The 26,638-nt window shown below is 43.7% G+C and carries 23 protein-coding genes; 10 read left to right on the top strand and 13 right to left on the bottom strand.

Annotation, left to right across the window (positions count from 1 at the left end; translation table 11 throughout):
• Positions 1-2 precede the first annotated feature (2 nt).
• From M9196_RS18990 to M9196_RS18965, 6 genes are all read right to left on the bottom strand, one after another.
• Positions 3-2,858: a formate dehydrogenase subunit alpha gene (locus tag M9196_RS18990; RefSeq protein WP_250619083.1), complete on the bottom strand. Its 2,856-nt coding sequence runs from the start codon at positions 2,856-2,858 to the stop codon at positions 3-5.
• An 11-nt stretch (positions 2,859-2,869) separates the two neighbouring features.
• Positions 2,870-3,088: a twin-arginine translocation signal domain-containing protein gene (locus M9196_RS18985; protein WP_250619082.1), complete on the bottom strand. Its 219-nt coding sequence runs from the start codon at positions 3,086-3,088 to the stop codon at positions 2,870-2,872.
• Between the two features lie 108 nt (positions 3,089-3,196).
• Positions 3,197-3,826 carry a TorD/DmsD family molecular chaperone gene (locus tag M9196_RS18980; protein ID WP_250619081.1) on the bottom strand — a complete coding sequence of 210 codons (630 nt, stop codon included), beginning with the start codon at positions 3,824-3,826 and terminating at the stop codon, positions 3,197-3,199.
• 6 nt (positions 3,827-3,832) lie between these two features.
• Positions 3,833-5,497: a 4Fe-4S dicluster domain-containing protein gene (locus tag M9196_RS18975; protein WP_250619080.1), complete on the bottom strand. Its 1,665-nt coding sequence runs from the start codon at positions 5,495-5,497 to the stop codon at positions 3,833-3,835.
• A gap of 305 nt (positions 5,498-5,802) precedes the next feature.
• Positions 5,803-6,621: a DUF3306 domain-containing protein gene (locus tag M9196_RS18970; protein ID WP_250619079.1), complete on the bottom strand. Its 819-nt coding sequence runs from the start codon at positions 6,619-6,621 to the stop codon at positions 5,803-5,805.
• Positions 6,611-7,048: a DUF3305 domain-containing protein gene (locus M9196_RS18965; RefSeq protein ID WP_250619078.1), complete on the bottom strand. Its 438-nt coding sequence runs from the start codon at positions 7,046-7,048 to the stop codon at positions 6,611-6,613. Before M9196_RS18965 ends, M9196_RS18970 begins: the two co-directional genes overlap by 11 nt.
• A gap of 233 nt (positions 7,049-7,281) precedes the next feature.
• Here M9196_RS18965 and M9196_RS18960 point away from each other — a divergent pair, with 233 nt between their 5' ends.
• Positions 7,282-8,106, top strand: coding sequence for a formate dehydrogenase accessory sulfurtransferase FdhD (locus M9196_RS18960; RefSeq protein ID WP_250619077.1), 825 nt, complete (start codon positions 7,282-7,284; stop codon positions 8,104-8,106).
• Positions 8,107-8,243: 137 nt separating this feature from the next.
• On the opposite strand, the gene M9196_RS18955 is transcribed toward M9196_RS18960, so the two are convergent.
• Positions 8,244-9,836, bottom strand: coding sequence for an ABC-F family ATPase (locus M9196_RS18955; RefSeq protein ID WP_250619076.1), 1,593 nt, complete (start codon positions 9,834-9,836; stop codon positions 8,244-8,246).
• Positions 9,837-10,106: 270 nt separating this feature from the next.
• Here M9196_RS18955 and M9196_RS18950 point away from each other — a divergent pair, with 270 nt between their 5' ends.
• From M9196_RS18950 to M9196_RS18940, 3 genes are all read left to right on the top strand, one after another.
• Positions 10,107-12,455, top strand: a complete 2,349-nt coding sequence (locus tag M9196_RS18950; protein WP_250619075.1) for an ATP-binding protein — start codon at positions 10,107-10,109, stop codon at positions 12,453-12,455.
• 14 nt (positions 12,456-12,469) lie between these two features.
• Positions 12,470-13,363, top strand: a complete 894-nt coding sequence (locus tag M9196_RS18945; protein WP_250619074.1) for a mechanosensitive ion channel family protein — start codon at positions 12,470-12,472, stop codon at positions 13,361-13,363.
• A gap of 77 nt (positions 13,364-13,440) precedes the next feature.
• Positions 13,441-14,214 (top strand): hypothetical protein, encoded by a 774-nt coding sequence (locus tag M9196_RS18940; RefSeq protein WP_250619073.1) that lies wholly within the window; start codon positions 13,441-13,443, stop codon positions 14,212-14,214.
• A gap of 166 nt (positions 14,215-14,380) precedes the next feature.
• Here M9196_RS18940 and M9196_RS18935 read toward each other — a convergent pair whose 3' ends face one another.
• From M9196_RS18935 to M9196_RS18920, 4 genes are all read right to left on the bottom strand, one after another.
• Positions 14,381-14,872, bottom strand: a complete 492-nt coding sequence (locus M9196_RS18935; RefSeq protein WP_250619072.1) for a hypothetical protein — start codon at positions 14,870-14,872, stop codon at positions 14,381-14,383.
• 145 nt (positions 14,873-15,017) lie between these two features.
• On the bottom strand, positions 15,018-16,781 hold the full coding sequence (locus M9196_RS18930; RefSeq protein ID WP_250619071.1) for a phospholipase D-like domain-containing protein: 1,764 nt from the start codon (positions 16,779-16,781) through the stop codon (positions 15,018-15,020).
• Between the two features lie 41 nt (positions 16,782-16,822).
• Complete coding sequence (locus M9196_RS18925; RefSeq protein ID WP_250619070.1) at positions 16,823-17,896, bottom strand: DUF2955 domain-containing protein; 1,074 nt, start codon at positions 17,894-17,896, stop codon at positions 16,823-16,825.
• Positions 17,886-18,992: an HlyD family secretion protein gene (locus M9196_RS18920; protein ID WP_406707702.1), complete on the bottom strand. Its 1,107-nt coding sequence runs from the start codon at positions 18,990-18,992 to the stop codon at positions 17,886-17,888. The genes M9196_RS18925 and M9196_RS18920 overlap by 11 nt, the downstream gene beginning before the upstream one ends.
• A gap of 594 nt (positions 18,993-19,586) precedes the next feature.
• On the opposite strand from M9196_RS18920, the gene M9196_RS18915 reads away from it, so the two are divergent.
• From M9196_RS18915 to M9196_RS18890, 6 genes are all read left to right on the top strand, one after another.
• A complete protein-coding gene (locus M9196_RS18915; protein WP_250619068.1) occupies positions 19,587-20,624 on the top strand; it encodes an AraC family transcriptional regulator in 1,038 nt (345 codons plus the stop codon).
• 137 nt (positions 20,625-20,761) lie between these two features.
• The gene (locus M9196_RS18910) at positions 20,762-21,112 is read left to right on the top strand and encodes a hypothetical protein (RefSeq protein ID WP_250619067.1); all 351 of its coding nucleotides are present in this window, start codon (positions 20,762-20,764) and stop codon (positions 21,110-21,112) included.
• A 2-nt stretch (positions 21,113-21,114) separates the two neighbouring features.
• Positions 21,115-21,570, top strand: coding sequence for a hypothetical protein (locus tag M9196_RS18905; RefSeq protein ID WP_250619066.1), 456 nt, complete (start codon positions 21,115-21,117; stop codon positions 21,568-21,570).
• A gap of 3 nt (positions 21,571-21,573) precedes the next feature.
• The gene (locus M9196_RS18900) at positions 21,574-22,092 is read left to right on the top strand and encodes a hypothetical protein (protein ID WP_250619065.1); all 519 of its coding nucleotides are present in this window, start codon (positions 21,574-21,576) and stop codon (positions 22,090-22,092) included.
• 42 nt (positions 22,093-22,134) lie between these two features.
• Positions 22,135-22,530: a hypothetical protein gene (locus M9196_RS18895; RefSeq protein ID WP_250619064.1), complete on the top strand. Its 396-nt coding sequence runs from the start codon at positions 22,135-22,137 to the stop codon at positions 22,528-22,530.
• Between the two features lie 9 nt (positions 22,531-22,539).
• Entirely contained in the window at positions 22,540-23,019 is a 480-nt protein-coding gene (locus M9196_RS18890; protein WP_250619063.1) for a hypothetical protein, read from the top strand.
• Between the two features lie 86 nt (positions 23,020-23,105).
• Here M9196_RS18890 and M9196_RS18885 read toward each other — a convergent pair whose 3' ends face one another.
• Positions 23,106-25,163, bottom strand: a complete 2,058-nt coding sequence (locus tag M9196_RS18885; protein WP_250619062.1) for a sensor histidine kinase — start codon at positions 25,161-25,163, stop codon at positions 23,106-23,108.
• Entirely contained in the window at positions 25,153-26,613 is a 1,461-nt protein-coding gene (locus M9196_RS18880; RefSeq protein ID WP_250619061.1) for a sigma-54-dependent transcriptional regulator, read from the bottom strand. The genes M9196_RS18885 and M9196_RS18880 overlap by 11 nt, the downstream gene beginning before the upstream one ends.
• Between the last annotated feature and the right edge of the window lie 25 nt (positions 26,614-26,638).

The following is a 26,638-nucleotide window of genomic DNA, read 5'->3' as shown; positions in this document are numbered from 1 at the left end:
CCTTACGCTTTCTTGATATTACAGAGAGTGACTTTGGTTTCTTGCATTTGCGTGACCGGATCATAACCATAGGTAGTCGCGGTATTCGCGGCTTCACCTATGACATAAGGATCACTTCCTTCTGGGTATTTAGAACGAAGATCTTCGCCTTGGAACTTTCCACCAAAGTGGAAAGGAATGAAGGCTAGCCCCGGTTTTACGCGTCGTGTTACAAGCGCCTTAACCTTGATTCTTCCCTTCTCTGCACCTTCTACCCACACCATGTCACCATCTTTAAATCCAATGTCATTCGCGTCTTTAGGGTTCACCTCGACAAACATTTCTCGCTGTAGCTCGGCGAGCCATGGATTAGAACGCGTTTCTTCGCCGCCACCTTCATACTCAACCAATCGACCCGACGTCAACACAATCGGGTACTCACCTGATTTGTCTTGGTCTTGAATGGACTTGTACAAGGTTGGTAAACGGTAGATAGACTCACTGTCGTCCCATGTTGGGTAATCCGCCACTAAATCTCGACGAGGCGTATATAGCGGCTCTCGATGCAGCGGAACTCGGTCTGGGAACGTCCAAACAATCGCTCGAGCTTTCGCATTACCATATGGCATACAGCCATGTAGAACCGCTACGCGCTGAATACCTCCGGATAGGTCAGTTTTCCAGTTTTTACCTTCCGCTGCAGCTTGCTCTTCAGGCGTTAAATCGCCCCACCACCCAAGTTGTTTGATCAACTTATCGGTAAACTCTGGGTAACCATCTTCAATTTCACAGCCAACAGAGTAACTGTCTTCAGCTAACAAGCTATCCCCTTCAAACTCGACACCAAATCGAGCACGGAAGTTACCACCACCAAGTGCTACCGGCTTCGATGTATCGTAGAGGATATGCGTGCCTGGGTGCTTCATTTCTGGAGTCCCCCAACAAGGCCATGGTAGACCATAGGTTTCGCCGTTTGCGACGCCGCCCTCTGCTTCTAACGTTGTTTTATTGAAAATATGCCAGTTCTGCTGGTGAGCTTTGAGTCGCTCAGGGCTTTGGCCTGTGTAACCAATCGTCCACATACCTTTATTGAATTCACGGGTAATGTCTTCAATCACCGGCTGGTTATTTTCAACTTTAACGTTTTTAAATAACTGGTCTGCAAAGCCCAATTTTTTAGTCAGCAGATACATAATTTCGTGATCAGGTTTCGAATCAAACAGTGGCTCAATAATTTGATCACGCCATTGTAGTGAGCGGTTTGACGCGGTAACGGAGCCGTAGGTTTCAAACTGAGTCGTTGCTGGTAATAAATAAACACCATCTGTACGGTCGTTCATTACGGCAGCATGTGTTGGGTATGGGTCAACAATCACCATCATATCGAGTTTTGACATGGCTGTTTTCATTTCAACGCCGCGGGTTTGCGAGTTAACCGCATGCCCCCAATAGAACATGGCGCGAATGTTGTCGTTTTGCTCGATGTTTTCTTTATTTTCAAGTACACCATCAATCCAACGCGACACAGGAATGCCCATGTTGTTCATTGGCTTTTTACCGCGATACTCTTTAGGATCAAAGCGGCCTTTAATCCATTCATAGTCAACATCCCAGACTTTCGCCCAATGCTTCCATGAACCATCGGCTAAACCGTAGTAGCCGGGTAATGTATGAGAAAGAACGCCAAGATCGGTCGCACCTTGCACATTATCGTGACCACGGAATATGTTCGCTCCGCCGCCAGACTGACCGATATTACCTAAAGCGAGTTCAAGTACACAGTACGCACGTGTGTTGTTGTTACCCGTGGTATGTTGAGTCCCGCCCATACACCAAATAATACTCCCAGGACGATTGTCAGACAGCAGTTTGGCGGCTTTGTAAACATCCGCTTCGCTCACCCCTGTAACGCGCTCAACCTCTTCTGGTTTCCACTTGGCAACTTCTTGACGAATCTCGTCCATGCCATACACACGTTGGCGAATAAACTCCTGATCTTCCCATTTGTTCGCAAAAATGTGCCATAGCAAACCCCAAATAAACGCGACATCCGTACCGGGTCTTAATGAACAATAGTGATCAGACTTCGCAGCTGTACGAGTACGTCTTGGGTCGGCGACCACGATCTTACAGCCATTTTTCTCTTTTGCTATCAAGATATGCTGCATAGCAACTGGGTGTGCTTCTGCAGGATTGGAACCAATGAACAGCATAGACTTACAGTTATGCATATCATTGAAAGAATTGGTCATTGCCCCGTAACCCCATGTATTCGCAACGCCGGAAACAGTGGTCGAGTGACAAATACGAGCTTGGTGGTCGACATTGTTGGTGCCCCAAAGAGACGCCATTTTTCTAAACATATAGGCTTGTTCATTGTTGTGCTTAGCACTGCCTAGCCAATAAACAGAATCGGGCCCCGATTCTTCGCGGATTTCTAAGACTTTGCTGCCAATCTCTTCGATTGCTTCATCCCACGTCAGCTTTTTCCACTTTCCGCCTTCAAGCTTCATCGGGTACTTAAGACGTCGTTCACCATGTCCATGCTCACGCAATGCTGCGCCTTTTGCACAATGTCCACCAGCATTAAATGGGTGGTCAAATGCAGGCTCTTGCCCTGTCCATACGCCATTTTGAACCTCAGCGTACACACCGCACCCTACCGAGCAGTGAGAACAGATCGTACGTTTGATTTCAGTTTTAGCGTCAGGGTCGACCGCTTTAGCTTCTGCCTTTTTAATCATGCCGGGCGCGAACACATACGCCCCTGCTGCTACACCACCTGCTGCCAGCGTAGAACTGCGCATAAAGGTTCGTCGGCTGATGCCAAGCTTGTTTTCATTTTTGCTCACTGTGTTGGAGCGTTTTGTCAGTTTCATTGGTTCGCTCCTTAAAGTGTGTCGTAGTAGTCTTTTACATGTTGTGTTTCACGATAGCCGGTTTTCTTTGCGCTCTTATCTAAAGGCGTGTCGGCAACATCACTGCCTGCCGCGTTGGCAGTCCCAGTAATGACGGCACCCGCGACGGCCGCAGTCGTCAACCCCTTTAAAAGGTTACGTCGGCTTTCATTGCACGTGCTCTGTTCATCTTGCTTGTTTTGCTTGCTCATAGTTTGCTCCCTGAGTGGATGCCTTGTACTTAATAAGCACGTACATCTCTAGTAAGCTAAATAGTTAAGTTAAGCCTCATGCCAAACTTACTAACGATTTAACGGTCATTACTTAGTGGTAATGTTTTTTACATCTATTTTCATTTTTGCTTTGGTAGAAACAGGAGTCGTTGCATATTTCACCTGTTCTACATCGAAAAACGCTGCCATCAACACTGCTACAGCCTTATAAAACTGAGCACTGGATGCTGATTCCATTTGGCGACAAAGCGATCCATACCAAGTAGCTAGGTGTTGATTAAAAAACGCCTTAGCTTCGGGTTCACTTTGTTGTTCAATTAACGCCGCCATTACTTCGCTAATCGCGGCAATATGATCTTCAGGTTCCTTGACACCATCTTCTCGCTCTAACCCCAATTGAGTCAGTGACTGCCTTACAGCAGCGAGCGGTTTTTCCATTAACGAGCCTGTCAGATGCCAAGATGCGAACGGCACAACTTCACCCTTACCAATACCAATAAACAAATCTTGATATTCATCTTCAAGCGCACTGACTTGCGCTCCTTTCGCTGCAGCCGATAAATCCTGCCATGCCGTTGTCATTTGATTGATGCCACTTTCAATTTCAAGGTGAGCTAAAAACTCTAATAGATCTCTATCAGGCGACTGACGACAAAGCGTTGAAATCAAGAGATAAATGTCGCTTCGTATTTCATCATGTTGCTCTTCCATCAACATTCACTCCTAAATTTTTAATTGTTGTTCTGGATTTTCGGCCATCGCTTCAAATACATCTACGACGCGGCAGTCTTCACACATAGCAATTCGGCGTAACGACATTTCATCTGAAAAATGAGAGTGACCGCGTAACTTATCTTGTAACATAGTAATCATAGACTGAGGTGCAAATGGCTTCCCACACCGTAGACATTCCGCTGCTTTTTCTTCATGAAGCGCGACAACTTTTTGGCGGGATTCTTGATCCCAGTTGATCTGTTGAGAAATAGATAAGGCCGATTCAGGGCAAGCTTTCTCGCACATTCCACATTGCACACAATCTTGCTCAATAAAATCAAGAGCGGGTCTATCACCAGTATTATGGAGCGTCTTCGTTGGGCAAACAGCAACACAGCCCATGCAAAGTGTGCATTTGTCCGTATCACAATTCACGGTGCCAAATGGCGCAGTAGAAGGAAGCAGTTGGATGGTTTCTATGGCAGTGTGTTTAGACGCTAGCGCATCTAAAGAGGTATAAAGTCGCTGGCGCTTGTCGCCTTGAACATCGCCGACTTGCACACCAAGTGAGCTGGTCACAAGCGTTGGTAGCCCTTCACGTAACGATTCTAAGTACAAGATGTCTATCGTTTCTCGAGCAAGCCCCAGATTTTCAAGTAATAACTGCGCCATTCCAACTTCACGATTAAGCACGGTTTGAATGGTTTCAGGCATATGACGACTGGCCGCAAATAACACTTGCGTCGCACCGTTAACCAATGCCGCAAACCAAGTGTCAATTCCAACCGAAGGTAACTCTTCCACGACAACGGGAATAATATTATCGGGCAAAACTCGTAAGGCCATGACGTTATAGCTTTCGTGTCTTGAACTACACACAAGTATAATGGCGTCTTTACCACCTTGATTGTGATAATTCGCTAACGTTCGTTCTATGAACTTTTGTGTTTCTTTCGGTGTTGGGAGTGCGTAATGAATAGCTTCTGTTGGGCAGGCCGTCGCACATGTTCCGACGCCTTGACACAAGTAAGGGTTGATCTCTATCTTGTGTCCAATCTTATCGTTCCCTTCACTTGATAACGCACCTGCAGGGCATGCTTCCACGCAACGCTCACACCCTTTAACCCCGCGAGAGCTGTGAGCACACAAATCGGTATCCAAACGAAAGTACTTAGGTTTATCAAACGTCCCCATCAGTGTTGGGATAACCTCTAGTGCTTCAGCAAGAGTAGGATATCCTCTTCCTACGGGATAGAAACCCGGAACCGGTACCTGCTCAGACATGCAGCCGTTAAGAGTATGATCTAGCACAATATCAAAACAATCTCGTCCTACTGATATTTCAGCCAGGTTAATGGTTTGTGCATGATTTTGAACGTTAACGGTAAACGTGCCTAGGAAACCTGAAATTTCTACGCTGTCCGCGAAATAGAGATTGGGGTGATTGTCACTTGCCACGCCATCGGTCGATAGTAGCGTCAACGAATTCATCGCTGTGAGCTGCTCTGCCGTGCTCGTTATGATCGCCGTCGGTCCGACGATTAGGGTATCGCCTTGGCTTTCATAGCTGACAGTCGGTGGAATAAGATTGGCAAGCTCTACGGTATTTTCAAACGCGTACAGACGAGCCAGCCCGTTTTGAGTTGTCGATTCTTCTAATAATTTTTTTATCATTGCATCTTCCAGTGCAGAGGTCTTTGCCTCATTGCTTTGACGTTAACTCGTCACTGTCGATACAAATTGCAATTATTGTTCCAACTAGAAACTCTCTCGAATTTATAGCCGACTAACCGATAAATTGATAAATACGCCCAAATTATGTGGTTTATCCCCCACGTAAGAATCACTTTTGAGTTCAACGGATAGGGTTTATCGGGCTTATTTAACATGGTGAGACAATTTGTCTTAGTTATATCATTTTATTACTAAGACAAAATGTACCTATTTTTTGTGTGGTAAATATTGTCCCAATCAAAGTGTTAGCTTTTGTCTACCCCGTCATCTTGACCAGGTTCAAGCTTAATTTCAGCATTGACGCATGAAACGCTTGAGTCCGCACCGGCATCGGTTACGTGTTGCGGGTCGTCGACCTCGGCGTTGTTAACTTGTTCCGCTTCAAGCGCATCATCACAACTTACTTGTTGTTCATCATTGGCGTTCTCATTATCGAGTGTGAGAACATCGTCCTCTTGATTGCTTGCTACGTTTTCAGGTTCAACTGGCTCACTATCAAGTTCTTCTACTTTATTAACCCATTCTCTGAGCGTTTCCGCAACACCAGCAGCAAGCGGTTTTACCGCAGCATAGTCATGGTCATAATCGTTGAGTCGATCAACAACATTAAATTCGGGGCTAAGAAACATTTTACGCAGCGCCGCTTTTTTTGCCGCTTTGTCGATACCCGTTTTAGTCATTAATTCCGACATGCTAAGTGACTCAACCGGTACATCATCCTGTTCAGATTCTTCACTTCTATCGCAAGACGCCTGACTTTCTGTGACTAGACCTTCGGTATTGTCCTCCGTCGGTTGACGACATTCAGACTCCCCTTCACCTTTAAATCCACCTGGCGCGGTGTTTGAGTCTACTGCTATCGCACTTTCAGAACGTTCTGTGACGACTTTTCTATCTGTAATTAATTGGTTATCCGTAGCTAACTGCTTATCCGTAACTAACTGTTTATCTATAACTATTTGAGCATCAGCGTTCTGCTCATCGACATTAGTTTGCGTAGAGGTAACGTCTTTATCGGCGTCTAGCTTTCGTTGCGACCAACGAGATAGGAAATTATTTTTCACTTGATCGCCCCGCGCCTTTACGCTTTTTACGGCGTACTTCTAGTAACTCTCCGTGCCGACCGATAAACGCTTCCATCCAAGCTTGTATTGGTAACGGCATGGCATTTGATAGAACCAAGTAGTCCCCATCCATAAACGATCCTGCGACGCCTTGAGATGCAGTAACAAGAATCGGGGTGACATCTGATTCGTCATGATTATCGAACACCACAAACAATTTGGGCGCTTGGGAGCTTAGGTTAAAACGATAGTCTGTACGTTCATCTTTATAGAGCTCCAATAAGGAATAAGGTCGGCTGATATCAACATCAGAAAGACCAAATCCGTTGAGTTCTCTTTGCGTGGTCATCCAGCGACCGACTTGTTTTTCTGTGGCAACCACGTCAATTTGTAGCGGCCATTGGTCGTCATTTTTTTCAGGTAACATCTGCGTCTCTTTTTGGATTAGGTTGGCTTACAACGATGATCACTGTGGATTTATAACACTCTTATGGGCGTCCAATCACTTTATTAAGTCATCGGTATCAGTCATTGGCATTTAATTTGCTTTTGTCATTAACTGAGTTGCTAATTACTGATTACGAAGCAATAATCAAGCCAATAGGTTGAGTTCATTCGTTGTCTTAACCGCTATTACAGTTGAATAAAAGGACATAGTGCGTGGTAAAGCCAAATATTATTAGAACAAGCGAAAATCCTTTGCAGACAATGGAAGTTGAAGTTGTTGACGAATATGGTGAAAAACTCGTCAAGCAAATCGCCTGTGAACGTCCCCTTACCGTGATGCTGAATTGGAAGGAAATCGTCACATTAATGACCTTGGGTTCTAGACCTGATTCTTTAGTTCTGGGTTACCTAAAAAATCAGGGGTTCTTATCTGATCCTAACGCGATAGAGTCACTCATCATCGATTGGGAAACCCATTCTGCAGCGGTGATTACGAAAGAAAATACCGACTTTCTCGATGAAGCGCTCAAGAAAAAAACCGTCACCTCTGGTTGTGGGCAAGGTACGATGTATGGCAACGTAATGAAGCAACTTGATGGCTATCAAGTACCGCAGACGCCGCTAAAACAATCACAAATTTATGCCACACTCGAAGCGCTCACCCACTTTAACGATACGTATAAAAAAGCAGGTGCTGTGCACGGATGTGCGATTTGTCAAAATAACCAAGTTCTTTCGTTTGTCGAAGACGTAGGGCGTCATAACGCGGTTGATACGTTAGCCGGTGAAATGTGGCTTAATGAAGAAACAGGTGACGATAAGATTTTTTATACGACAGGTCGACTCACCTCTGAAATGGTCATCAAAGTGGCGCAGATGGGTATTTCTGTGCTTTTGTCTCGCTCTGGTGTGACTCAGATGGGGTTAGATCTAGCCAAACAGTTTGGCATAACCACCATAGCTCGAGCTAAAGGGCTGCGTTTCCAAGTATTCACCGGTAGCGACAAAATTGATTTTGATGTGAAAGGCACTCAATAACGAGATTGCAGTAACGAGATTGTAAGACTCAATCCGATAAAAAAGGCAGACCACATAATATGGCTGCCTTTTTTCTTTATGACTTGTTGACGATATTCAGAGTTTAAATATCTCAGTATCGACAAAGACTCTTAAACTTAAGCGTCACCGCGCATTTTCAAGAACTCTTCATACGTGCCTTTGAAGTCATTGATCTTGTTGTCTTTGATTTCCAGAATACGCGTCGCCAAAGACGATACGAATTGTCTGTCGTGCGATACGAATAACAATGTCCCTTTGTAGTTCTCAAGCGCTAAGTTTAATGATTCAATCGATTCCATATCCATGTGGTTTGTTGGTTCATCCATCAACAACATGTTTGGTTTATGCATCATTAGCTTGCCTAGAAGCATACGACCTTGTTCACCACCAGACAGAACTTTCACTGACTTTTTGATGTCATCTTGGCTAAACAGCATGCGACCTAGGAAACTACGAACAACTTGCTCATCATCACCTTCTTGACGCCACTGCCCCATCCAATCTGTTAGGTTGAGATCTTCTGCAAAATCATGGGCATGATCTTGAGCATAGTAGCCAATATTCGAATTTTCAGACCATTTGTACGTGCCTGATTTTTGCTCTAACGCACCAGCAAGTGTATTCAATAGTGTTGTTTTGCCCACACCATTTTCACCAATAATAGCGACACGCTCACCGACTTCAAAAATAGCATTGAAGTCAGACCAAAGCATACCCTCATCAAAGCCGTTAGAGAGCTCTTCAATAATAAGAGCATTACGGAACAGCTCTTTCTCTTGCTCAAAACGAATGAATGGGTTCTGGCGGCTTGATGCTTTCACTTCATCAAGTTGGATTTTATCAATTTGCTTAGCACGAGACGTTGCTTGTTTCGCTTTCGAAGCATTGGCAGAGAATCGAGAAACGAACGTTTGAAGTTCTGCAATTTGTGCTTTTTTCTTCGCGTTATCAGATAGCAGGCGCTCACGAGCTTGAGTCGCAGCGAACATGTACTCGTCGTAGTTACCTGGGTAAACACGCAACTCACCGTAATCTAGGTCAGCCATATGGGTACATACACTGTTTAAGAAGTGACGGTCATGCGAGATGATGATCATAGTACAATTACGTTGGTTAAGCGTTTGCTCCAACCAACGGATAGTATCCATGTCCAAGTTGTTCGTTGGTTCGTCAAGTAGCATGATATGTGGGTCAGCAAATAACACCTGAGCCAATAGCACACGTAATTTCCAACCAGGCGCGACTTCGCTCATTAGACCGTAATGCTGCTCTAGTGGAATACCTACCGCTAATAGTAATTCACCGGCTTTTGATTCCGCCATGTAACCATCAAGTTCTGCAAATTGAACTTCAAGATCGGCGACTTTCATACCGTCGTCTTCACTCATTTCTGGTAATGAGTAAATACGGTCACGTTCTTTTTTGATTTCCCAAAGCTCTTTGTGACCCATGATGACCGTGTCAACAACAGAAAACGCTTCGTAAGCAAACTGATCTTGGTTCAGTTTTGCTACGCGTTCATTAGGATCACAAGATACCGTACCACTGGTTTGCTCTAGCTCACCGCTTAGAATCTTCATAAACGTGGATTTACCACAGCCGTTCGCGCCAATTAGGCCGTAACGGTTACCGTCACCAAATTTGATAGAAATATTTTCAAACAGTGGTTTAGCACCAAACTGTTGAGTGATGTTAGCGGTTGAAAGCACAAGCAATACCTTTGAGAATGAACAAAACTGCGCAACCCTACAGGGAGTTAGCCTAGGTTGCAAGTAACAAAGTGACGTCACCCTCAGCTTTTTACGGTAAAGCTAAAGCTTTTACTGACAAAGTGACCACGGACTATTCATTTCTAATACAAATTCTGCTCATTTTCAATTTTCTCCTGCCAAAATGAGCGAAGTCCAATTACGGTAACTACACTATATAGTTATGACAATACCAATTTATACAGTCAGTTACAGGCAGTGTGCAGAATCATGAAAAAGTTCATTATTACACTATCGATACTCATGTCTCTTTTTTGCTCCCAAGCGATGGCTAAGTGGGAATATCAAGATGAGACGATTCCAGTGTTATCTCAAAGTGCAGTTGATATGGAGAAGGAAGTCTCCGGATTCGCTAACCCGTTATTCTTAACACCCGCAGAGAAAGCTAAAGTCCGACGATTATTGTCAGTAACACTAGAGTTGCAGGATGATGAAATAGTGTCGTTTGAAAGATCTTTGAAAGAGTACCGTCAGACCTCGACCGAAAAAGATGAACACTGGTTAAACGTCGAGAATCACTATTTAACCTTAGTAAGCTTAAGTCTTAGCAAGCAACGCTTACTCGACTTGGCATCTTCTCGAACTCGAGATCAACTCACTGGGTTTGGTCCTGATGGCGTCACTCAATTTAAGCAGGAGCTAAAGCTCACCACGCTAAATGCGGAGTACTTTGTCTTTCTACAATTCATCAGTATTAAAACACTCGTAAAAGAAATCTTCATTTCCCCTATTCCTGTTATTTGGGCGACGCTCAAAGTCTTCTTTATCTACACATTGTTAATGTGGTGGCTAGCCAACCAAAAACGTCTGTTTGAACAATTTAAACAGCACGTTGCATCAAATATGTCTAAGCCGCCTATTTGGGTGCGCATCATTTGGTACATCAGTCGTGCGAGTCGCGCCATCGCTTGGTTAATCGCGCTCACACTGTCTTTGCGAGTGTTAAGCGGCATAGAAGCGTTAGAGCATCTCATTTACTTAGAAATTTTCACGTGGTGGGTACTGGGTGGTTCGATTGCCATTAGCTTTATTTTGGAGTTTGCTCATCGCAATAGTATGGCTTCAAGCCCAGAGATTGTAGCGTTACGACTCTCTACTATTCGACGCTATGTATGGAGTTTTATCTTAGCGGGTGTGGTGCTGCAAATTTCATCTGAAACCCTCGGCAAAGGAACGATTTATTACTGGATATACAGCTTATTCTCATTTTGGTTTGCCTTTATAACCGTGACCGTCTTAATAATGTGGAAACCTATCGTATTTCAATCATTGGAACGCGTTACGGAGAAACCGCTGATTGTCGTTTGGGCGTCCAGAAAAAAAGATACGTTATTTTTGGGTATTATTGCCACTACAATTGCAACGATTTGGCTCACCATTCATCACATAAAGAATCGCTCTATTGGGCTTTTATCAAGAAATACCTTTTTTAACCAGGCATTAACCTACCTATTTAAAATTGAAGTCGCTAAGCAAACAGGCAGTAAAGGTGACCATAATTTAGTGCGTGTCCGCGGGGATGCTGCATTTAAGTACATTCTTCCAGGAAATGAAGAAAGTCCGCTCGTTGATTATGCGACCAATGAAATAAAACAGCTGTCGCAATATTTGCTCACCGATAATCCTGCAATCTGCGTCATTACAGGCGAGCGAGGTGTGGGAGCAACGCGCGTCCTTCAACAATTATTAGCTAAAACGAAAAATGCCGAACCCATTTACATCAATTGCCCACTCGCCGGTTATACAGAACTATTAGTCGAGTTAGCAATAAGTCTAGGGTTGGAGCCTGATACGAGCGAAGTGAAAATCCTCACTTTATTGCGTAAAAGCGAAATCCCCTACCTCATTGCCATTGATAACTGCCAGAGGTTGGTGAAGCCAAAAGTCGGTGGACTTAACGACCTCATTCGCTTCACTAACCTATTACGCCGATCTAAGAAAAATCACAGGGCTGTTTTTGCTATAGAAAAAGCCAGTTGGCGCTTTGTAGATCGTGCACGTGGTGAGCGCTTATTATTTGATTGGGTTGCTTTTTTACCTAGATGGAGTGAAGTACAAATTCAACAGTTGCTCGATACTCGTATTAATCAAAGCATCGAAAAACCCTTGAGCTTTGATGGGCTTGTCGTTCCGAAACAATGGGATAACGACAGTGAAACAGAAGAAGAGCGAGCACGACAAGGCTTCTACCGTATCTTATGGCATTACTCTGATGGCAACCCTACTGTCGCGTTGCGCTTTTTTAGATTTTCATTAAGAAAGGATAAAAGTAACCATCGAGTCGTTGTGCGACTATTTCACGCGCCGGAATCAGAAGAATTGGAAAAAATGCCAAAACCTATGCTTGCCGTACTGCGATCGATTGTTCAATTAGAGTCGGCATCACCTGACGACCTTTCTGATTGCACGCAGCTTACCATTTCTGAGGTCATTGGTACCTTACGCTACTTCCAAAGCCGAGGTTATATAGAATGGGCTGAAGATAAAGCTCGAGTCTCTGATCATTGGTTTAGACACATTACTAATGTGCTCGACCGCCAACATTTATTAGTGAAATAACGGGGGTTATTGTTATGACTAAATGGCTTTACCTTATTGCCCCACTTATGTTTTCTTGCGCGGTTAATGCTGAAGAAGCCGTTGCCTCGGTCGAAAACATTACTCAGTTTACCAATTTAATCCGTTGGTCTGGCGTAATCTTCAGCGTGCTAATCATGATGGGCACCTGGGTTCTGATTAAATTTATGAATTCAATGGTAGACAGTATTGGAGGACAGTTTGTTCAATACCGAATGCTGCTACAAAAATTGCAGTCTTTCCTGCAGTTCTTTATCTATATGACCGCAGGCTTAGTGGTATTCATGCTAAGTTTTCGAATCAATGACCATATATTAGCCCTCATTGGCGGCACGCTTGCCGTATCTGTGGGCTTTGCACTCAAAGACCTTGCGGCCTCTTTCATTGCCGGATTGACCGTTATGATTGATCGCCCTTTTCAGGTTGGTGACCGCGTTACATTTGAAGGTAACTACGGGGACATTACTACCATTGGATTACGCTCGGTTCGAATGCGGACATTAAACGACGACATCATTACCATTCCTAATAACAAGTTTCTTAACGAAGTCACGGTCAGTGGTAACTATGGGGCGTTGGACATGCAAGTCGTGATTCCTTTCTATGTTGGCATGAATGAAGACATCGTCATGGCTCGTAATTTAATTCAGGAAGCTGCGTCGTCTAGTCGCTATATTCATTTACCCAAACCTGTGACCGTATTGGTCAAACAAACGATTACGGACAATTACTTAGCGGTTCAATTAACCTGTAAAGCGTACGTGGTTGATACCGCGTACGAGAAGCTATTTGAAACCGATATTACACTGCGTGTCATTGATGAATTTCGTAAACACAATATTAATGCGCCACAAATTGCGGTGCAAAATCACAACCGTACGATTAAATAGCGAGTAAGATACAACGATCTACTCACGCAGTATACCGATAACACAATAATGATATGAACGTATATAAAGGATTAAGAATGCGTTTTTTAGGACAGAGTATAATCATCGCTTCATTACTCGCTTCATCATTTTCAATGGCGACGGATAACGACGAAGAATGGACGTTTCTTGTCGTATTTCCGATGTTGTGGGCCCCTAGTATCACAGGTACAACCGGCCCTGCCAACGACAAAGTTGATATCAACATTCCGTTCGATAATATTGTTAGCAACTTACACTTCGGCTTAATGGGCGATTTTTATGCCCAAAAGGATAAGTGGTTATTAGGTGTTCGAGCGAATTATCTCCATGTAAAAAATGACTCGGATACTCAGCCAGGCGTCATTGTCCCAAGCTTTAATGTCGATCTAAGTGCTCATATGTCGCTGAACGATTTATTTGCGGGTTACGAAGTCACCCATGGTTTAGTGTTGCTAACAGGCGTACGTCATGTCTACAGTAAGATTGATGTAAAGGTAGGCGCCAACAGTGATCGTCCATTTTGGAATGACAAAAATGGGACGATCAGTTCGACTTCCCACCAGTTCGATTGGTTGATTGGCTTAAAGTATGCCCACCAGTTTAATAGCAATTGGGGCTTAAATTTAACGGTTGATGCGGGCATTGCTGGTGATAATGATATTAACCGAGGGCTCAACCTAGCCGGTACCTATAGTTTTAGTAAGCACAATAACCTCTGGTTCGGCTATCGATATCTAAACCTTCAGAATACAACCGATAGTACAAACGGCCCGGTAGAATTGGACGTGACCCAAAAAGGTCCTATGATTGGCTGGGCATATATGTTTTAAACTTTCTCCTCTTACCCACCTAATGCCCAGAATTAGAAGGGACTTAAATTTCTTAAGTCCCTTCTTCATATTGGCCTAGCTCTGTTTGGCTTGAAGAAACGTCGCAAGGTCAATGTAAAGCCATAGCTCTTCAATATCTTGAATACGAAAATGTACAATCATATGTCTATCCCTGAGCAGAAACACCACAGTCAACATTCATTGAAAAGCTTACTTCATGAATACCTGCCTGGAGCTTATCATCACCAACTTGGTTTACGTATATTGAGATTCCTGTGACATTTTGTATACGGTCTACAGAAAAATTAAAGGAATCAGCGGTCAACTCTCCAGTCTCAATAGCATCATTCCCACTCACTACCGTCCACTTGAACAATGGTTTCCCGTCTTCACCCGTTAAACTATCACCGCTATAGGTTACGGTTGCCGCTACGCCCGTTGAAGGATTGCTGTTATTGATAATATTTGCGGTTGCAGGATCACCACTCGGTGGTACATCCCCCTCAAATGACTCCCCGATTGTGCCTGTATCTATTACCGTTTCAATACCACATTGAGCGGCAACAGTGGTATCAAAGGTCACTTCATTGCCACCTTGATCCGCCAATACTGACGTTGATGCTAGAATCGCACCTAAACAAATAAGTTTCTTTTTCAAAGTCATGTCTCCTAAATAAAAACGCCAAGCATTTGGCCTACCTGGCGTATAATATTTCGACACAGAATTTGTTACTTATCATTTTACGACATGATCAAAGATAGTCGGTCACGGATAATCATCACGCTTCGTTAAGCAGTGATGATTAAAACTGATACTTTAACCCGGTTTCCTCAAGTGCCTCAAAAATACCTCGCTGACGACTCGATGTTCGCCCTTTGGTGCCACCAGCGTCGCGTAACTTACGTCTCATCTCCAGCCATTCATCGCTTCCCCACAGTAAAGAGTCTTGTTTTAACAAAGAAAATTGCGTCTCTAGTTCATCAATGAGTGGTGCTCCACCCAAGAAAAAGCCGACTTCATTATTGTATAACAAAGAGCGGAAATCCAAGTTCGTCGTCCCTACAAACGCATTCTGATCAATGATTAAAAACTTTGCATGCAGTTTGCCATAGTACTTATCACCGCCTATAAGCACTGAATCTTGCTTTCCTAACTGATAAAACTTCACTTGGGGATGCAGAGTCATCTTTTTCCATGCGTCAGAGGCTATAAATGACTTGTTTTCTTCGTTATTAGTTAACTCATCATCCAACCAACGTTGCTGTGTTTCCTTATCCATCATCAAAATGTTAGGGGCGGTGTTCATATCTATCACCGCTTGGGTAAAGTAATTATCACTGGTCAGCACCGAGTTTGTGATAACTTCTATCCTTCTCTCTGGATCTTGTTCTAACCACTTCATTGTAACGTTAAGATCTTTTTCAATTATCCCTTCATCTTTAAATAGATCGGTTTGAAGAAATAGGTATGGCGAAACAATTTTGATGGTTTTGACATCCTGCTTAGAGTAGGCAACCTTAGCTAAGATACCGCTAATAGAATTGGCATTGGCGCGCTTGTTCTTAGAGTACTGAGTCACCACATCAACGGCATTCAGATTATCTAATTCGTGGGCGAGTTTGGTTTCACTCAAGTAATAGTCTTGTGTCAGATATCCGTCGATTCCCTCATAAGCCCGAGCAAATTCGGGTAACGCCTTTAATTCTGTAAGGGCAGAAAGTAGTCGCTGTTTATCTCTATTGTAGCTTGTCCAAATATCCAGTTTTTTATTGCCAGGCTTGGTAAATAGCACAGAAAAATACAGCTCACTCAATCGTGATGGCGATTCCTCCTCTTTTGCATGACTTGTTGGTCGTACAACAATTTCGATATCGCGGAATGCGGTGGGATCGACTCTTCCTTTATTATCAATACCGTAATAGTGAAGCGACATGTTTCGTCCACCGGTAATGACGTATGCTTGCTCATTATAGGCTGCATCGACGACAAATAATTTATCATGAGAACGATGATTCCACTTAGAATCAGAGTTTGTGAGCGCATTAAACACCACAGCTTGAACACGGGCTTTCTGGGAGGTGGCAGCTCCCTGCCTATCTAGCACATATCCAGCTTCTTGTTCACACTGCATCAGCCCCTTTAAATTGCCGTTATTGACACTATATGAACCTAAACTGTCCACCATTACCCGAACGTCGACACCTCGTTTTACGGCGCGGCACAGCGCCCCTAGCGTTGCTTGCCCTGCTAGGTCATCAGCAAAAATATAATAGGTAATATCAATCGTATGCTGTGCATTTTCAATAAGATAAATCTTGCTGGCTAAGCTTTTTATCGCCGATTCTGACTCTGTCCCTATCACCTTAACGTGGGCTGATTGCGCTGGTAACATCGTATCAGAGGCGAGTTTAAGATAGTTGCCTTTTAATTCACTCGGTTCGCGCCACCTTCTCTGTTCCATGTAGTCCGATGTCCACGCGTCATCCGATGTCGTGGCTAAATGGGCATTCGAAGTACAACCAAATATCGCTCCGGTGAGAAGCAGCATTGACGTCCCTTTCCACATACTGTCTATCCTTACTCCATCATTAATCTATTATCGTTTCTTTATTTAGACTCACTGAGAGGCTTCATCATTTGCCCATTAAATTTTAGAATTTTCCAATCTCTCGCTTCAATGAAATACGCGGCGATGATCATATAGACTGCGACAATGAACAAAAGCCCTAATCGGATCCACATTTTTTCATCAATAACACCTGAGCTCATCATGGTGGTACCAATGAGTACTAACGCGGTATTAAATACAGTGCTATATATTGGCGCTTTTGCTGGCTCCATGTACATTTTGTTCCCAACTACAATCGCCATGAGACTGATACATATCGTATAGAAAAACATTGATGGCACCAACGCTAGGACACTGAATACTCCGATGGCAATGACACCACCAATTGCGTTGCTGACTAATAAAAAAGCGCCGAGTTTAATCGATTTCTCACCGGTAATCATAAGAGATAACAGGGCGATGAAAATCATAGATAAGAGTGCTTCTGAGATTTGAAAAACAAAGAAAAACACCACAACCGGAAGCGCGATGATTGAAGCACGTATAGCTGAAAACCAACGGAATTCGTCCGTCATCGCTGGACTCGCCTCTGAGGATTCCACGACCTCTTGCTCAGGAAGGTAGATGTGAACAAACCCAAATACTGCCACCGCCACCGCACCAGAGGCACTAAGCCCGAACCCAAGATAAACCGCGACAGCAGGGCTATCTATTGCCATAAATGGCAGCATGAGTACCGCCATGAGTAAAATCATCGCAAATAGATTCCACTTAGGGTCCAAGAATAGATAGTAACCAATTGTCATCAATCCACCGACACCAATAAGTAGCGGTATTGGGTAATGAGTAAACCCCATACTCAACACAATACCAATGGCTACGGTAACGACCATCGCCAGCAGCAACTCGTACACCACGTCTTTTGTCATCACCTTTTTTTCAAAGAGAAACTTCGCGGTAAAAATCGGGGTAATGAATGCTAAAGGCCAATCAATCCAAGCGGCCAAAAAGGTCGCGATCCCTACACCGAGCGTAAAACGTAAAATACGAGTTTCTACTAACCAAGGTGCCGGTTCTGAACGAAGGGTTGTCGATTCATCGTTATCTGACATAGGACATCCAACTGACTGCTCGAATCCATAATTTACCAAGACTATTGAAGATAACGTTATTGCCGGTATAAACCACAACATCGGCTTGACCGCCAATACGTAGCTGTCCTTTAGTGTCTTCTGGGTTAAATTCAATCATGACGGGCAGCATTTGCGTTTGACGTAGCCAACCAGTTTGATTATTTGCTTGTGCTAATTTCCCCGCTTGATTGCTCTGCCCCCAATCCACACCCCAGTCAACACTTGAAATGGTTCCTTTTACGACTTTACCCGGAGCAAAATCTAACGCTATTTCAACCTCATCACCGGCTTGAATATTACCTAAACTATTCTCTCTGAAATACGCCTCGATCCAGATTGAGTCCGTGGAAATAAAGGTCATCATAGGTTGCCCGGCAGTCGCGTAAAACCCTTCAGATAAACTGAAATTGGACACGCCGCCATTAGTAGGAGCACGAACAGTGGTTCTAGCTAAATCGAGCTGAGCTTTTTCTAACGCCAACAACGCCGCTTTTATTTGGCTGTTTTCTTCCCCAGCGCTGCCCAATTGTTTATTCGCTTTATCAAGGTCGGCTTGGGCATTTTGTACGTTTGCACGGGCTCTTGCCAATGCAGCACGAGATTTATCGGCTTCAGAGACAGAGATGACACCTTTTTCGGCCATCGTCAGTACACGTCTCGTTTGCAGTTCAACATTGTCTTTTTCAATCGCAGCGCTCGTCAGTCGCGCTTGTGCTGCGGCAATAGATGCAGTTTGTGCACCAACATTCTGGCCAGCAATCGTTAAATCCTGTTCAGCTTTTTTTACCGCTATTTCATAATCGATGGGGTTAAGCGTGACTAAGACATCCCCTTCCGAGACCAATTGATTCGGTCTCACCATGATGTCAGTAACCTGGCCTGATACCTGCGGCTTAATTGGAACCACATAACCTTTGACTCGTGCATTATCAGTACTAGGAATAATCCGGTCTGAAGCGATACTGACAACAACACACAGTGCAACAGCTCCAACAAGTATGTTGGTCACCTTTTTCACCCGCTGCTGGCTGCTTTGGATCTCTTTACTTGCTTGTTCATTAGCCTGATCCGGCATACCCTCTTGCCCATCACTTTTTGACTCGATTTCTTTGCTCATTAGATCTTCCTTACGACAAACCTTCAACTAATTCTCTACCATTATTTATAGACTAAATATCCGGCCAATCAACAGTAATATCTTGAAAAATCGGTATTTTTGTGACTAGATCGAACAATCCTAATGATATTTTCGTCGTCCAAAAGCTTAAAATAATCGGCGTCATATACTTGCCATATTACGCCAAAGATCCGATGCTTGTTTCATTAATGGCATAACATTAGAGCTAAAGTGACAATCGTCCCATTACGACAATCGTCCCATTACGATAAATGCTCCATTACGACAAATGTTCCATTACGCAATTATTCCATTGTGACCAAAGTTCCATACGAAATAGCTCCATATAAAATAGCTAAATACGAAATCGTTCAATATTGCAATAACGCCATGGTGACAATAGATCCGATGAGACAGCAACATCGACGTAGCCGTCACCCGATAGGTGTCATCACTCAGGCATGAAATCGACACCACGGGGTAAGAAACGGTGTTAAGCGCTACACGTTTTGCCAATCACCATCAATACACTAAGGGAAAGGAACACGCTGGATGACGTCAACGCATCACGACACTAAAACTACTGAGCCAGTTCCCATGATTAAATCTGGGTATGCGCGGCTGATTATCGAACTCCTTGCGGAAAATCATTACGACACGCATCAACTTATCCATGAATCCGGTCTCCCACCTGATCTTCAGGATTTAGATAGTGAGTTTTTACCTGTAGAACCTGTGCGACGATTACTTTTTTTGTCGGCTCATCAATTAGGTACCACGAATTTTGGCGAGTTACTTAAATTGGCAATTAGACAAAAACTGATCCCAAAATTACTCGGCGCGTTTCAAGACTGTACAACCGTTAAAGAGGCGCTAATCTCGTCCAACGCTATCTATCAGTACGATACTGTCGGTACGACGACTGGCGTAGAGGAGATACACGGTAGGGTCTGGTACTTTCGCTATAAACCTTTTGAAGAGAATGGCCTGTACTTGTGGTCTGAAGTCTTCGCATTAATGTATGGGATTGAATTTATCAGGGCACTAACCAAAACAAACTGGAGCCCAAAACAAGTGAAGCTCCAATCGACAAATGCCGACGTATTCCAGGCAACTGTGGGTAAAGGAATACAATACTTCGTTGCTAACGATAAAATGGCCATTTTGATGGATGACGATATTCTTGAGCAACCGGTCAAAATTTATAGTCAAGACATTAAGTCCCAAGAACCTTTGGTCACTTGGCATGCTAATTTCACCGATAAGGTGTTTACATCGCTGCTTCCCTACGTACGTGAACATAATTTAACGCTTGAACAAGCCGCAAAACTTTTAGCAATGACACCAAGGACCCTGCAAAGAAAGCTTAACGAAGAACGTACCACCTTTAGACACATTAAAGATAACCTTCTTTTTACCGTCGCTGTGGAAATGATGGCTGAAGATCTGTCCCTGACCCATGTTGCTAGTCAGCTTGGTTATTCCGACATTTCTCATTTTTCTCGGGCGTTTAAGCGAATCAGTGGACTCACCCCCAGGCTATATCAAAAAACCATCTTGAGCTTAAATAAAGTGCAACGTCAGCCTTAAAATTATTAATAACGGATAAAAGCGCTGATTACCTAAAGTCTAGAATATGCCGTAATTTCACCCATGGCATAAAATGGTAATTAATTTCCTCTGTGTCGCATTAATATTCCCCTCTAATTCACAAACAGAGTGATGAAATGCGACTTTCACTAACATTTATTAGTTTACTGATACTCACCACATCATTCGCCACGAATGCCAATGTGCATAAATGGAAGAATACGTCGTTTGATGCGTACTCAAATAAGACGCAAGTTAAATTTACGCTGTTGAATCGTTCAAGTGTTGATGCCAATTACTTTCTACGAATCGACAATAAAGTGTTCCCTCAAAGTGTGCCTTTGAAAGCCAACGAGGAAATTGAGCTTGATGTGACAGTCAATACACCTGCTGGTGAGGTGTCAGAAAAATACGTATGCACAAAAATGGTGTCTGACTCACCCAATACTTATGAAGTATGCACCCAACTGACATTCAAAAGGTATTAACCATGCGATTTTATTACGCTTTGGGTTTATGCGTATTACTGATGTCAAATGGTGTACGGTCTAACCCTATTCCATCAGTATCGAACCCATCGGGCACCGACAGAATACGCACGTCCGGAGGCGCCAGCTGTGAACAAGCCGTCTCGACAGGAAAAACGTTTCAAGTCGGTACGTATGGCAGTAGTGGTGTGGATGACCAATACAACGATGGCAGTGGATATGACCCCTACCATAATTATTACAATGAAGATGATAAAGGCGTTTACGCTGCGGTCACGATACAGTTCGGCGGAGAGGACAGGATTGATTGTACGAAATTGTATCGCTACGAAATGTTACAACGAAAGCGAGAAGAAGAGCTGGCTCAAGCCGAACATGAACTCAAACTATTACAAATAGCGGCTGAAAAACACAGGCTATTACAAATGAAACAAACGAATACGTCATTCGCGGAGTAATACATGACTAACAATAATAACCCCAAAAAAACCACACTATCCTTCACTGCGGTGAGCTTAATCGCGTCATCTTTATTCGTCACTAATTTGAGTTACGCCGACGACAATGACAGAGGTGAAGTCTATTTTAGAGCAGATGTTGAATCACAGTGTGGCATCAAAGTAGAAAAAGATAACGGTAGCCTTGGGTTTAGGGAGTATGGCGATGATGCTGCACAAATTAAAATCATAAACAATAATCATGACGGCCAAGTTCGGTTAAAACTCACCGATATAGATTTTGACGATCAGGACTATTTCGCCCCGATTCATAACCAGCTGTTTCACTTTAAAGTATCTGGCGACGTCGATAAAGAAGGCTCAGCATCAGATTGGCTCGTTGGACAAACATTCAATCATGATGAATTAAGTGGCGGACAGAAACTAGATATTAAAGCAAAGATCGAACTTGATGAGGCCGATGCTATCGCAAAAGACGACATCGTCCTAGAAACAGAATGGACGGCTTATTGTATTTCATAGGGCTGATTATATTTCATGAGGTAAAATGTATAGGATCGCATTTTGAAGACATCTTTACTATTAGCGTCATCACTGACGCTTAACGCCTCTGCTCAGGTGCTGCCACCTGAGCAATTGGCCCATTATCAACTCGTGTGCCAAGAGGCACTAAAAACCCACGAACAACGATTGTTTGACGCGCTTGCCAATCACGATTTATTAGACTGGACACTGATCAAAGCCGATCAACAAACCAGTCGCGTCAATTATACTCGGACCGTCGAGGCATTTGAACATCGAAACATCCATTGTGATGCGGTTATTCAATACCAATATGATGACAAAAACGTCGTGGTGAAAACGACCTATATTATCGATAGTAACCGCCATAACGTACATAGTGAACTCCGTGACTTAAATGCAGCGGTGCATGATTTCCTAGTGCAGCTAATGGTGTAAAAAGTAACAATGAAGTCTCTAATACAACTCTTGATGACCCTTAGCCTCTTAACCTCTGAGTGTATAAGTGCAGGAACGGATCGCGCTGGTGAATTACGATTTAATGCACATGTACCGGAACGCTGTGGTATAGAGGTCATAGATCAAGCTGGTGAGGTCTCCTTTGGGCAGCAATACACGGGGCGTGCTATCCAGTTACGTGCGGAGAATAACATTGAAGAAGGTCAAATCAGGCTCAAACTCAATTACGCAGACTTTGGCGAATTATCTTCCCGAATACCCCCTTCACGTATTCGTTTTAAAGTCGACGTACCTCAGTCTTATGAGGGTGACGTCGATTATTGGCGTGATGGGGTTGTACTCGACAAACAGCAACTCGCCCAGGATGACATGATATACATTCAAGCAAGGATTGATCTTGATGAATCACAAATCCCAGCGGGTGAATTGGTAATGCGCCTTGAGTGGAGCACCGAGTGCGTTAGGTAGAGAGCCAGGGGATGATGGCTCTCTATTGGTAATACTACTAACTACTAACTACTAACTACTAACTACTAACTACTAACTACTAACTACTAACTACTAACTAGCAGATGATGGTCCGTTTTATTAGGTAAGTACAAGGTAAATTGGCTTCCTTTGCCTAGTTCGGATTTTACCTTTATCTCGCCACCCGTTTGACTCAAAATACTCTGTGATACGGATAAACCTAGTCCCGTACCATCACGTTTGGTGGTAAAAAATGGATCAAAAATTCGCTTCAAGTTGGCCTCTGATATCCCACAGCCCTCATCAATAATATGAATGAGCGCACCAATTTTATCGCTCCCCTCAATCCAATCTTCACTTAATACCGTGAGGCGCCCTTTTCCCTGCATAGCATGTATAGCGTTCATTTGCAGGTTCACTAGAATTTGTAGCAATTGGTGACGATTGATCTCAACTGGGGTTTTGGCATGTAAATCCACGTAGAATTCAACATCGCGTTTCTTAGAACCCGTACGTACTAAAGTCACGCTTTCATCGACGATCGGATTAACGTGCTGCCACGTGACTTCATCTTGCACCCCCCCGTGCCGACTGTACTGCAATAAACTCCGGGTAATATTACGGATGCGATCAATCTGCTCCAAGATCGCATCCACTTCTTCCTCAACGGCACTGACGTCTTCACCAAGCTCAAACTTTAGCAGTTCTACATTTCCAAGAATGACCGCTGTAGGATTATTAATTTCATGGGCAATGCCGGCGGTTAGCTCTCCCAACGCCGCCAGTTTTTCATTTACAATTAGCTTATCTTTGGTTTGATTCAACAAGTGAATATGCAGTTCTAATTGATCAGTTTTTTCTTTCAAGCTTGCCGTTCTTGACGCAACTTTCGCTTCTAGTTCATGAGCCGCTTCTTGAATTTGCTCATTACGAAATTGTAACTGATTGAGCATATTATCGAATTGCCGAGCAAGTTGGCTCAACTCATGCTGACTGTCTAAGCCAATATCACCGATGCGTTCTTCATCTTTACCAAGCTGTACCATTTTAACGACACGGTGTATTTGCTCAATCGGTTTAAAAAGACCTCGTGCACCTCGGTAGACAATAAAACCCGACAGCAGCAAGATAGTAACGATGATTGCGGTGACTTCACCTACATTGGTTAAATAGGTTTTGAGTAGTGGCCACGCTCGATAACCCGTATAAGCGATACCAATTATATTATTATCCCTATCACGCAGTGCGTCATAGCCTGCAATATACCAAGTATCATAGACATAGGCTTTGTCGATCCAACTCTGACCTTGCTCTAGAACACGTTGTCGAACCTCTTCCGATATGTCAGTGCCTATTGCTCTTCGACCCTGATATGACTCGTCAATCGGAACATTAGTCGCTATACGTAAGTCTTCTAAAAAGATCGTGACTGTGCCCCTAACGTGGCGAGCTTGGCTTGTTTCCGGATAGATGGTGTCTCGAATGCTATCGACCAGCTTAGCGTTGTTATTGAGTAATACCCCACCATCAAGATAACCAACCACCTGACTGCTTTCATCAAATATAATGACCACTGATCGGCTAACCAGTGAGCGGGTTTCTAACGCTTGTGTTGACTGATGGCGCACCTCAGAATGCTCGGCAATTTGAGGTTCTAAAGCAAACGCATCTTCACGCGTCAATACATCAAAAAAAGAGTGCTGGCTGGCCATCGCTCGGTATTGACGAGCGTCAGTTTGTTCATCACTAGCGCCTTTAGTCTCAGACAAACTTTGAACCGGAATCCAACGTAAAAAATCGAGTTGATAGCGCGAATTTTGTAACTTAACCCATTCGTCAAACTCTTGGGAAGACTGAATATGCGCAAGGCGCGTTCTAAACTCATACGATTCTGAAAACGATTGTAGATGTTCGTGCTGTTCGGATTGCAAGCTGTCCAATTTGTCAGTGACAATATTTAGTCGTTCACCCACATCAACCAAGGCACTTTGCCAAGTATAGTGAATCGACCAATAAGCCGTAATCGCGAACATTGCAATAAGCGTAAGGACAATCGGTGCTGACGTAAGAAATAATAAGCGATAACGCACCATCGTTTGTGTGCGAAATCGCCATCGACTGACGAAATAACTGTTAATCCTCATTCGACAATCCACTATCATCCCATTCTTTGTATTTGCGCTCTAATGTCTTCCTGGCCACTCCCAAATCTCGAGACGCTGCAGATTTATTGCCGGAATGGAAGTCCATGACTTGTTGTATGTGAGCCTTCTCGACATCTTTTAGTGACCATGAATCAGGATAGCCAAATTGAGACTCACCGCCTGTACTTGTAGTTGGTAGTGTGGTGATGTCATTGGATGATAAGGTTATCGCGGCGCTGACCGCTGGGCCATTAAGCTCTCTAAAGTAATGGGCTGGTGGCTTGTTCAGCAATATGCAACGCTCTAACATATTTTTGAGCTCTCGTACGTTGCCCGGCCAATCATAATCTTGCATGGCATACATATCTTCATGTGCCCAATTGGGTTCTTCAATACCCAGCTCTTTGGCCAGCATTCTTGTCAGATAAGGCACTAATTCGTTCAGATCACTAAGTCGCGTGCGTAATGCTGGAACTTCAATCTTTAATACATTCAAACGATAGAATAGATCCTGTCTAAATTTACCGTCTTCGACTTCTTGTTGTAGATTTCGGTTTGTGGCCGCGACAATTCGCACATCTACACTGATTTCTCGCTCGGTGCCAACGGGTCTTACGGTGCGCTGTTCAAGTACTCTAAGTAACGATGCTTGCATAGCCAATGGCATCTCACCAATTTCATCTAAAAACAACGTGCCGCCACTCGCCACTCTAAATAGCCCTTCGCGGCTTTTTTTCGCCCCTGTAAATGCCCCAGCAGCATGGCCAAACAGTTCACTTTCTAGTAACTCTGGCGCTAACGCTCCACAGTTAATTGCGACATAAGGTCCCTTTCGTTTACTGGCATCATGAAGCCCTCGTGCGACCAACTCTTTACCGGTTCCTGACTCGCCCTCAATCAACACCGACGCCTTTGAAGGCGCAAACTGACTGATCAACTGTTTTAGTTGTGTCGTTTTAATAGAAGAACCGATTAAGTCTTTCGTCACCCGGCGGTTAATATCGTGGTTAAGTGCAACGGTGACCCGCTCCGCTAGTCGCTTGTCCATGCAGCGACTCACCGCTTGGAGCATTTGCTGAAGGTTAAACGGCTTCAAAATAAAATCCGAAGCGCCCAACTTAAGCGCACTGATGGCAACGTCTAAATCCGCGTAACCAGTCATAAATATAATGTCAGCCTTACGGTCAGCATCATTGAACGCCTCTTCCCATTCGATACCAGAACGACCCGGAAGATTAATATCGAGAACAATCAGATCAAAATGATGCTCAACCCGCAACGCTTCAGCTTCCTCAACGCTACCTGCGGTTTCTACATGACCAAAACCTTTGCTTAATGCCTTTTTTAAAACGGTCTGCATTCCTACTTCATCGTCAACGATAAGAACAGAGAAGGCCAGATATGGAGAAGCTTGCAAATGCGTTTTTTCCGAAGAATCAAAGAATGCCATAAATACTTGTTATTATTCCCATTTA

The sequence above is a fragment of the Vibrio methylphosphonaticus genome (assembly GCF_023634655.1).
In the GTDB taxonomy this organism is placed as follows: Bacteria; Pseudomonadota; Gammaproteobacteria; order Enterobacterales; family Vibrionaceae; genus Vibrio; species Vibrio methylphosphonaticus.
This window is presented reverse-complemented; position numbering and strand designations above follow the sequence as displayed.

What these genes read in the sequence shown, in the direction of transcription:
- M9196_RS18990 (WP_250619083.1), bottom strand. Translation starts at nt 2,858, where the DNA reads ATGAAACTGACAAAACGCTCCAACACAGTGAGCAAAAATGAAAACAAG.
- M9196_RS18985 (WP_250619082.1), bottom strand. Translation starts at nt 3,088, where the DNA reads ATGAGCAAGCAAAACAAGCAAGATGAACAGAGCACGTGCAATGAAAGC.
- M9196_RS18980 (WP_250619081.1), bottom strand. Translation starts at nt 3,826, where the DNA reads ATGTTGATGGAAGAGCAACATGATGAAATACGAAGCGACATTTATCTC.
- M9196_RS18975 (WP_250619080.1), bottom strand. Translation starts at nt 5,497, where the DNA reads ATGATAAAAAAATTATTAGAAGAATCGACAACTCAAAACGGGCTGGCT.
- M9196_RS18965 (WP_250619078.1), bottom strand. Translation starts at nt 7,048, where the DNA reads ATGTTACCTGAAAAAAATGACGACCAATGGCCGCTACAAATTGACGTG.
- M9196_RS18950 (WP_250619075.1), top strand. Translation starts at nt 10,107, where the DNA reads ATGAAAAAGTTCATTATTACACTATCGATACTCATGTCTCTTTTTTGC.
- M9196_RS18945 (WP_250619074.1), top strand. Translation starts at nt 12,470, where the DNA reads ATGACTAAATGGCTTTACCTTATTGCCCCACTTATGTTTTCTTGCGCG.
- M9196_RS18940 (WP_250619073.1), top strand. Translation starts at nt 13,441, where the DNA reads ATGCGTTTTTTAGGACAGAGTATAATCATCGCTTCATTACTCGCTTCA.
- M9196_RS18930 (WP_250619071.1), bottom strand. Translation starts at nt 16,781, where the DNA reads ATGTGGAAAGGGACGTCAATGCTGCTTCTCACCGGAGCGATATTTGGT.
- M9196_RS18925 (WP_250619070.1), bottom strand. Translation starts at nt 17,896, where the DNA reads ATGTCAGATAACGATGAATCGACAACCCTTCGTTCAGAACCGGCACCT.
- M9196_RS18920 (WP_406707702.1), bottom strand. Translation starts at nt 18,992, where the DNA reads ATGCCGGATCAGGCTAATGAACAAGCAAGTAAAGAGATCCAAAGCAGC.
- M9196_RS18915 (WP_250619068.1), top strand. Translation starts at nt 19,587, where the DNA reads ATGACGTCAACGCATCACGACACTAAAACTACTGAGCCAGTTCCCATG.
- M9196_RS18910 (WP_250619067.1), top strand. Translation starts at nt 20,762, where the DNA reads ATGCGACTTTCACTAACATTTATTAGTTTACTGATACTCACCACATCA.
- M9196_RS18905 (WP_250619066.1), top strand. Translation starts at nt 21,115, where the DNA reads ATGCGATTTTATTACGCTTTGGGTTTATGCGTATTACTGATGTCAAAT.
- M9196_RS18900 (WP_250619065.1), top strand. Translation starts at nt 21,574, where the DNA reads ATGACTAACAATAATAACCCCAAAAAAACCACACTATCCTTCACTGCG.
- M9196_RS18890 (WP_250619063.1), top strand. Translation starts at nt 22,540, where the DNA reads ATGAAGTCTCTAATACAACTCTTGATGACCCTTAGCCTCTTAACCTCT.
- M9196_RS18885 (WP_250619062.1), bottom strand. Translation starts at nt 25,163, where the DNA reads ATGAGGATTAACAGTTATTTCGTCAGTCGATGGCGATTTCGCACACAA.
- M9196_RS18880 (WP_250619061.1), bottom strand. Translation starts at nt 26,613, where the DNA reads ATGGCATTCTTTGATTCTTCGGAAAAAACGCATTTGCAAGCTTCTCCA.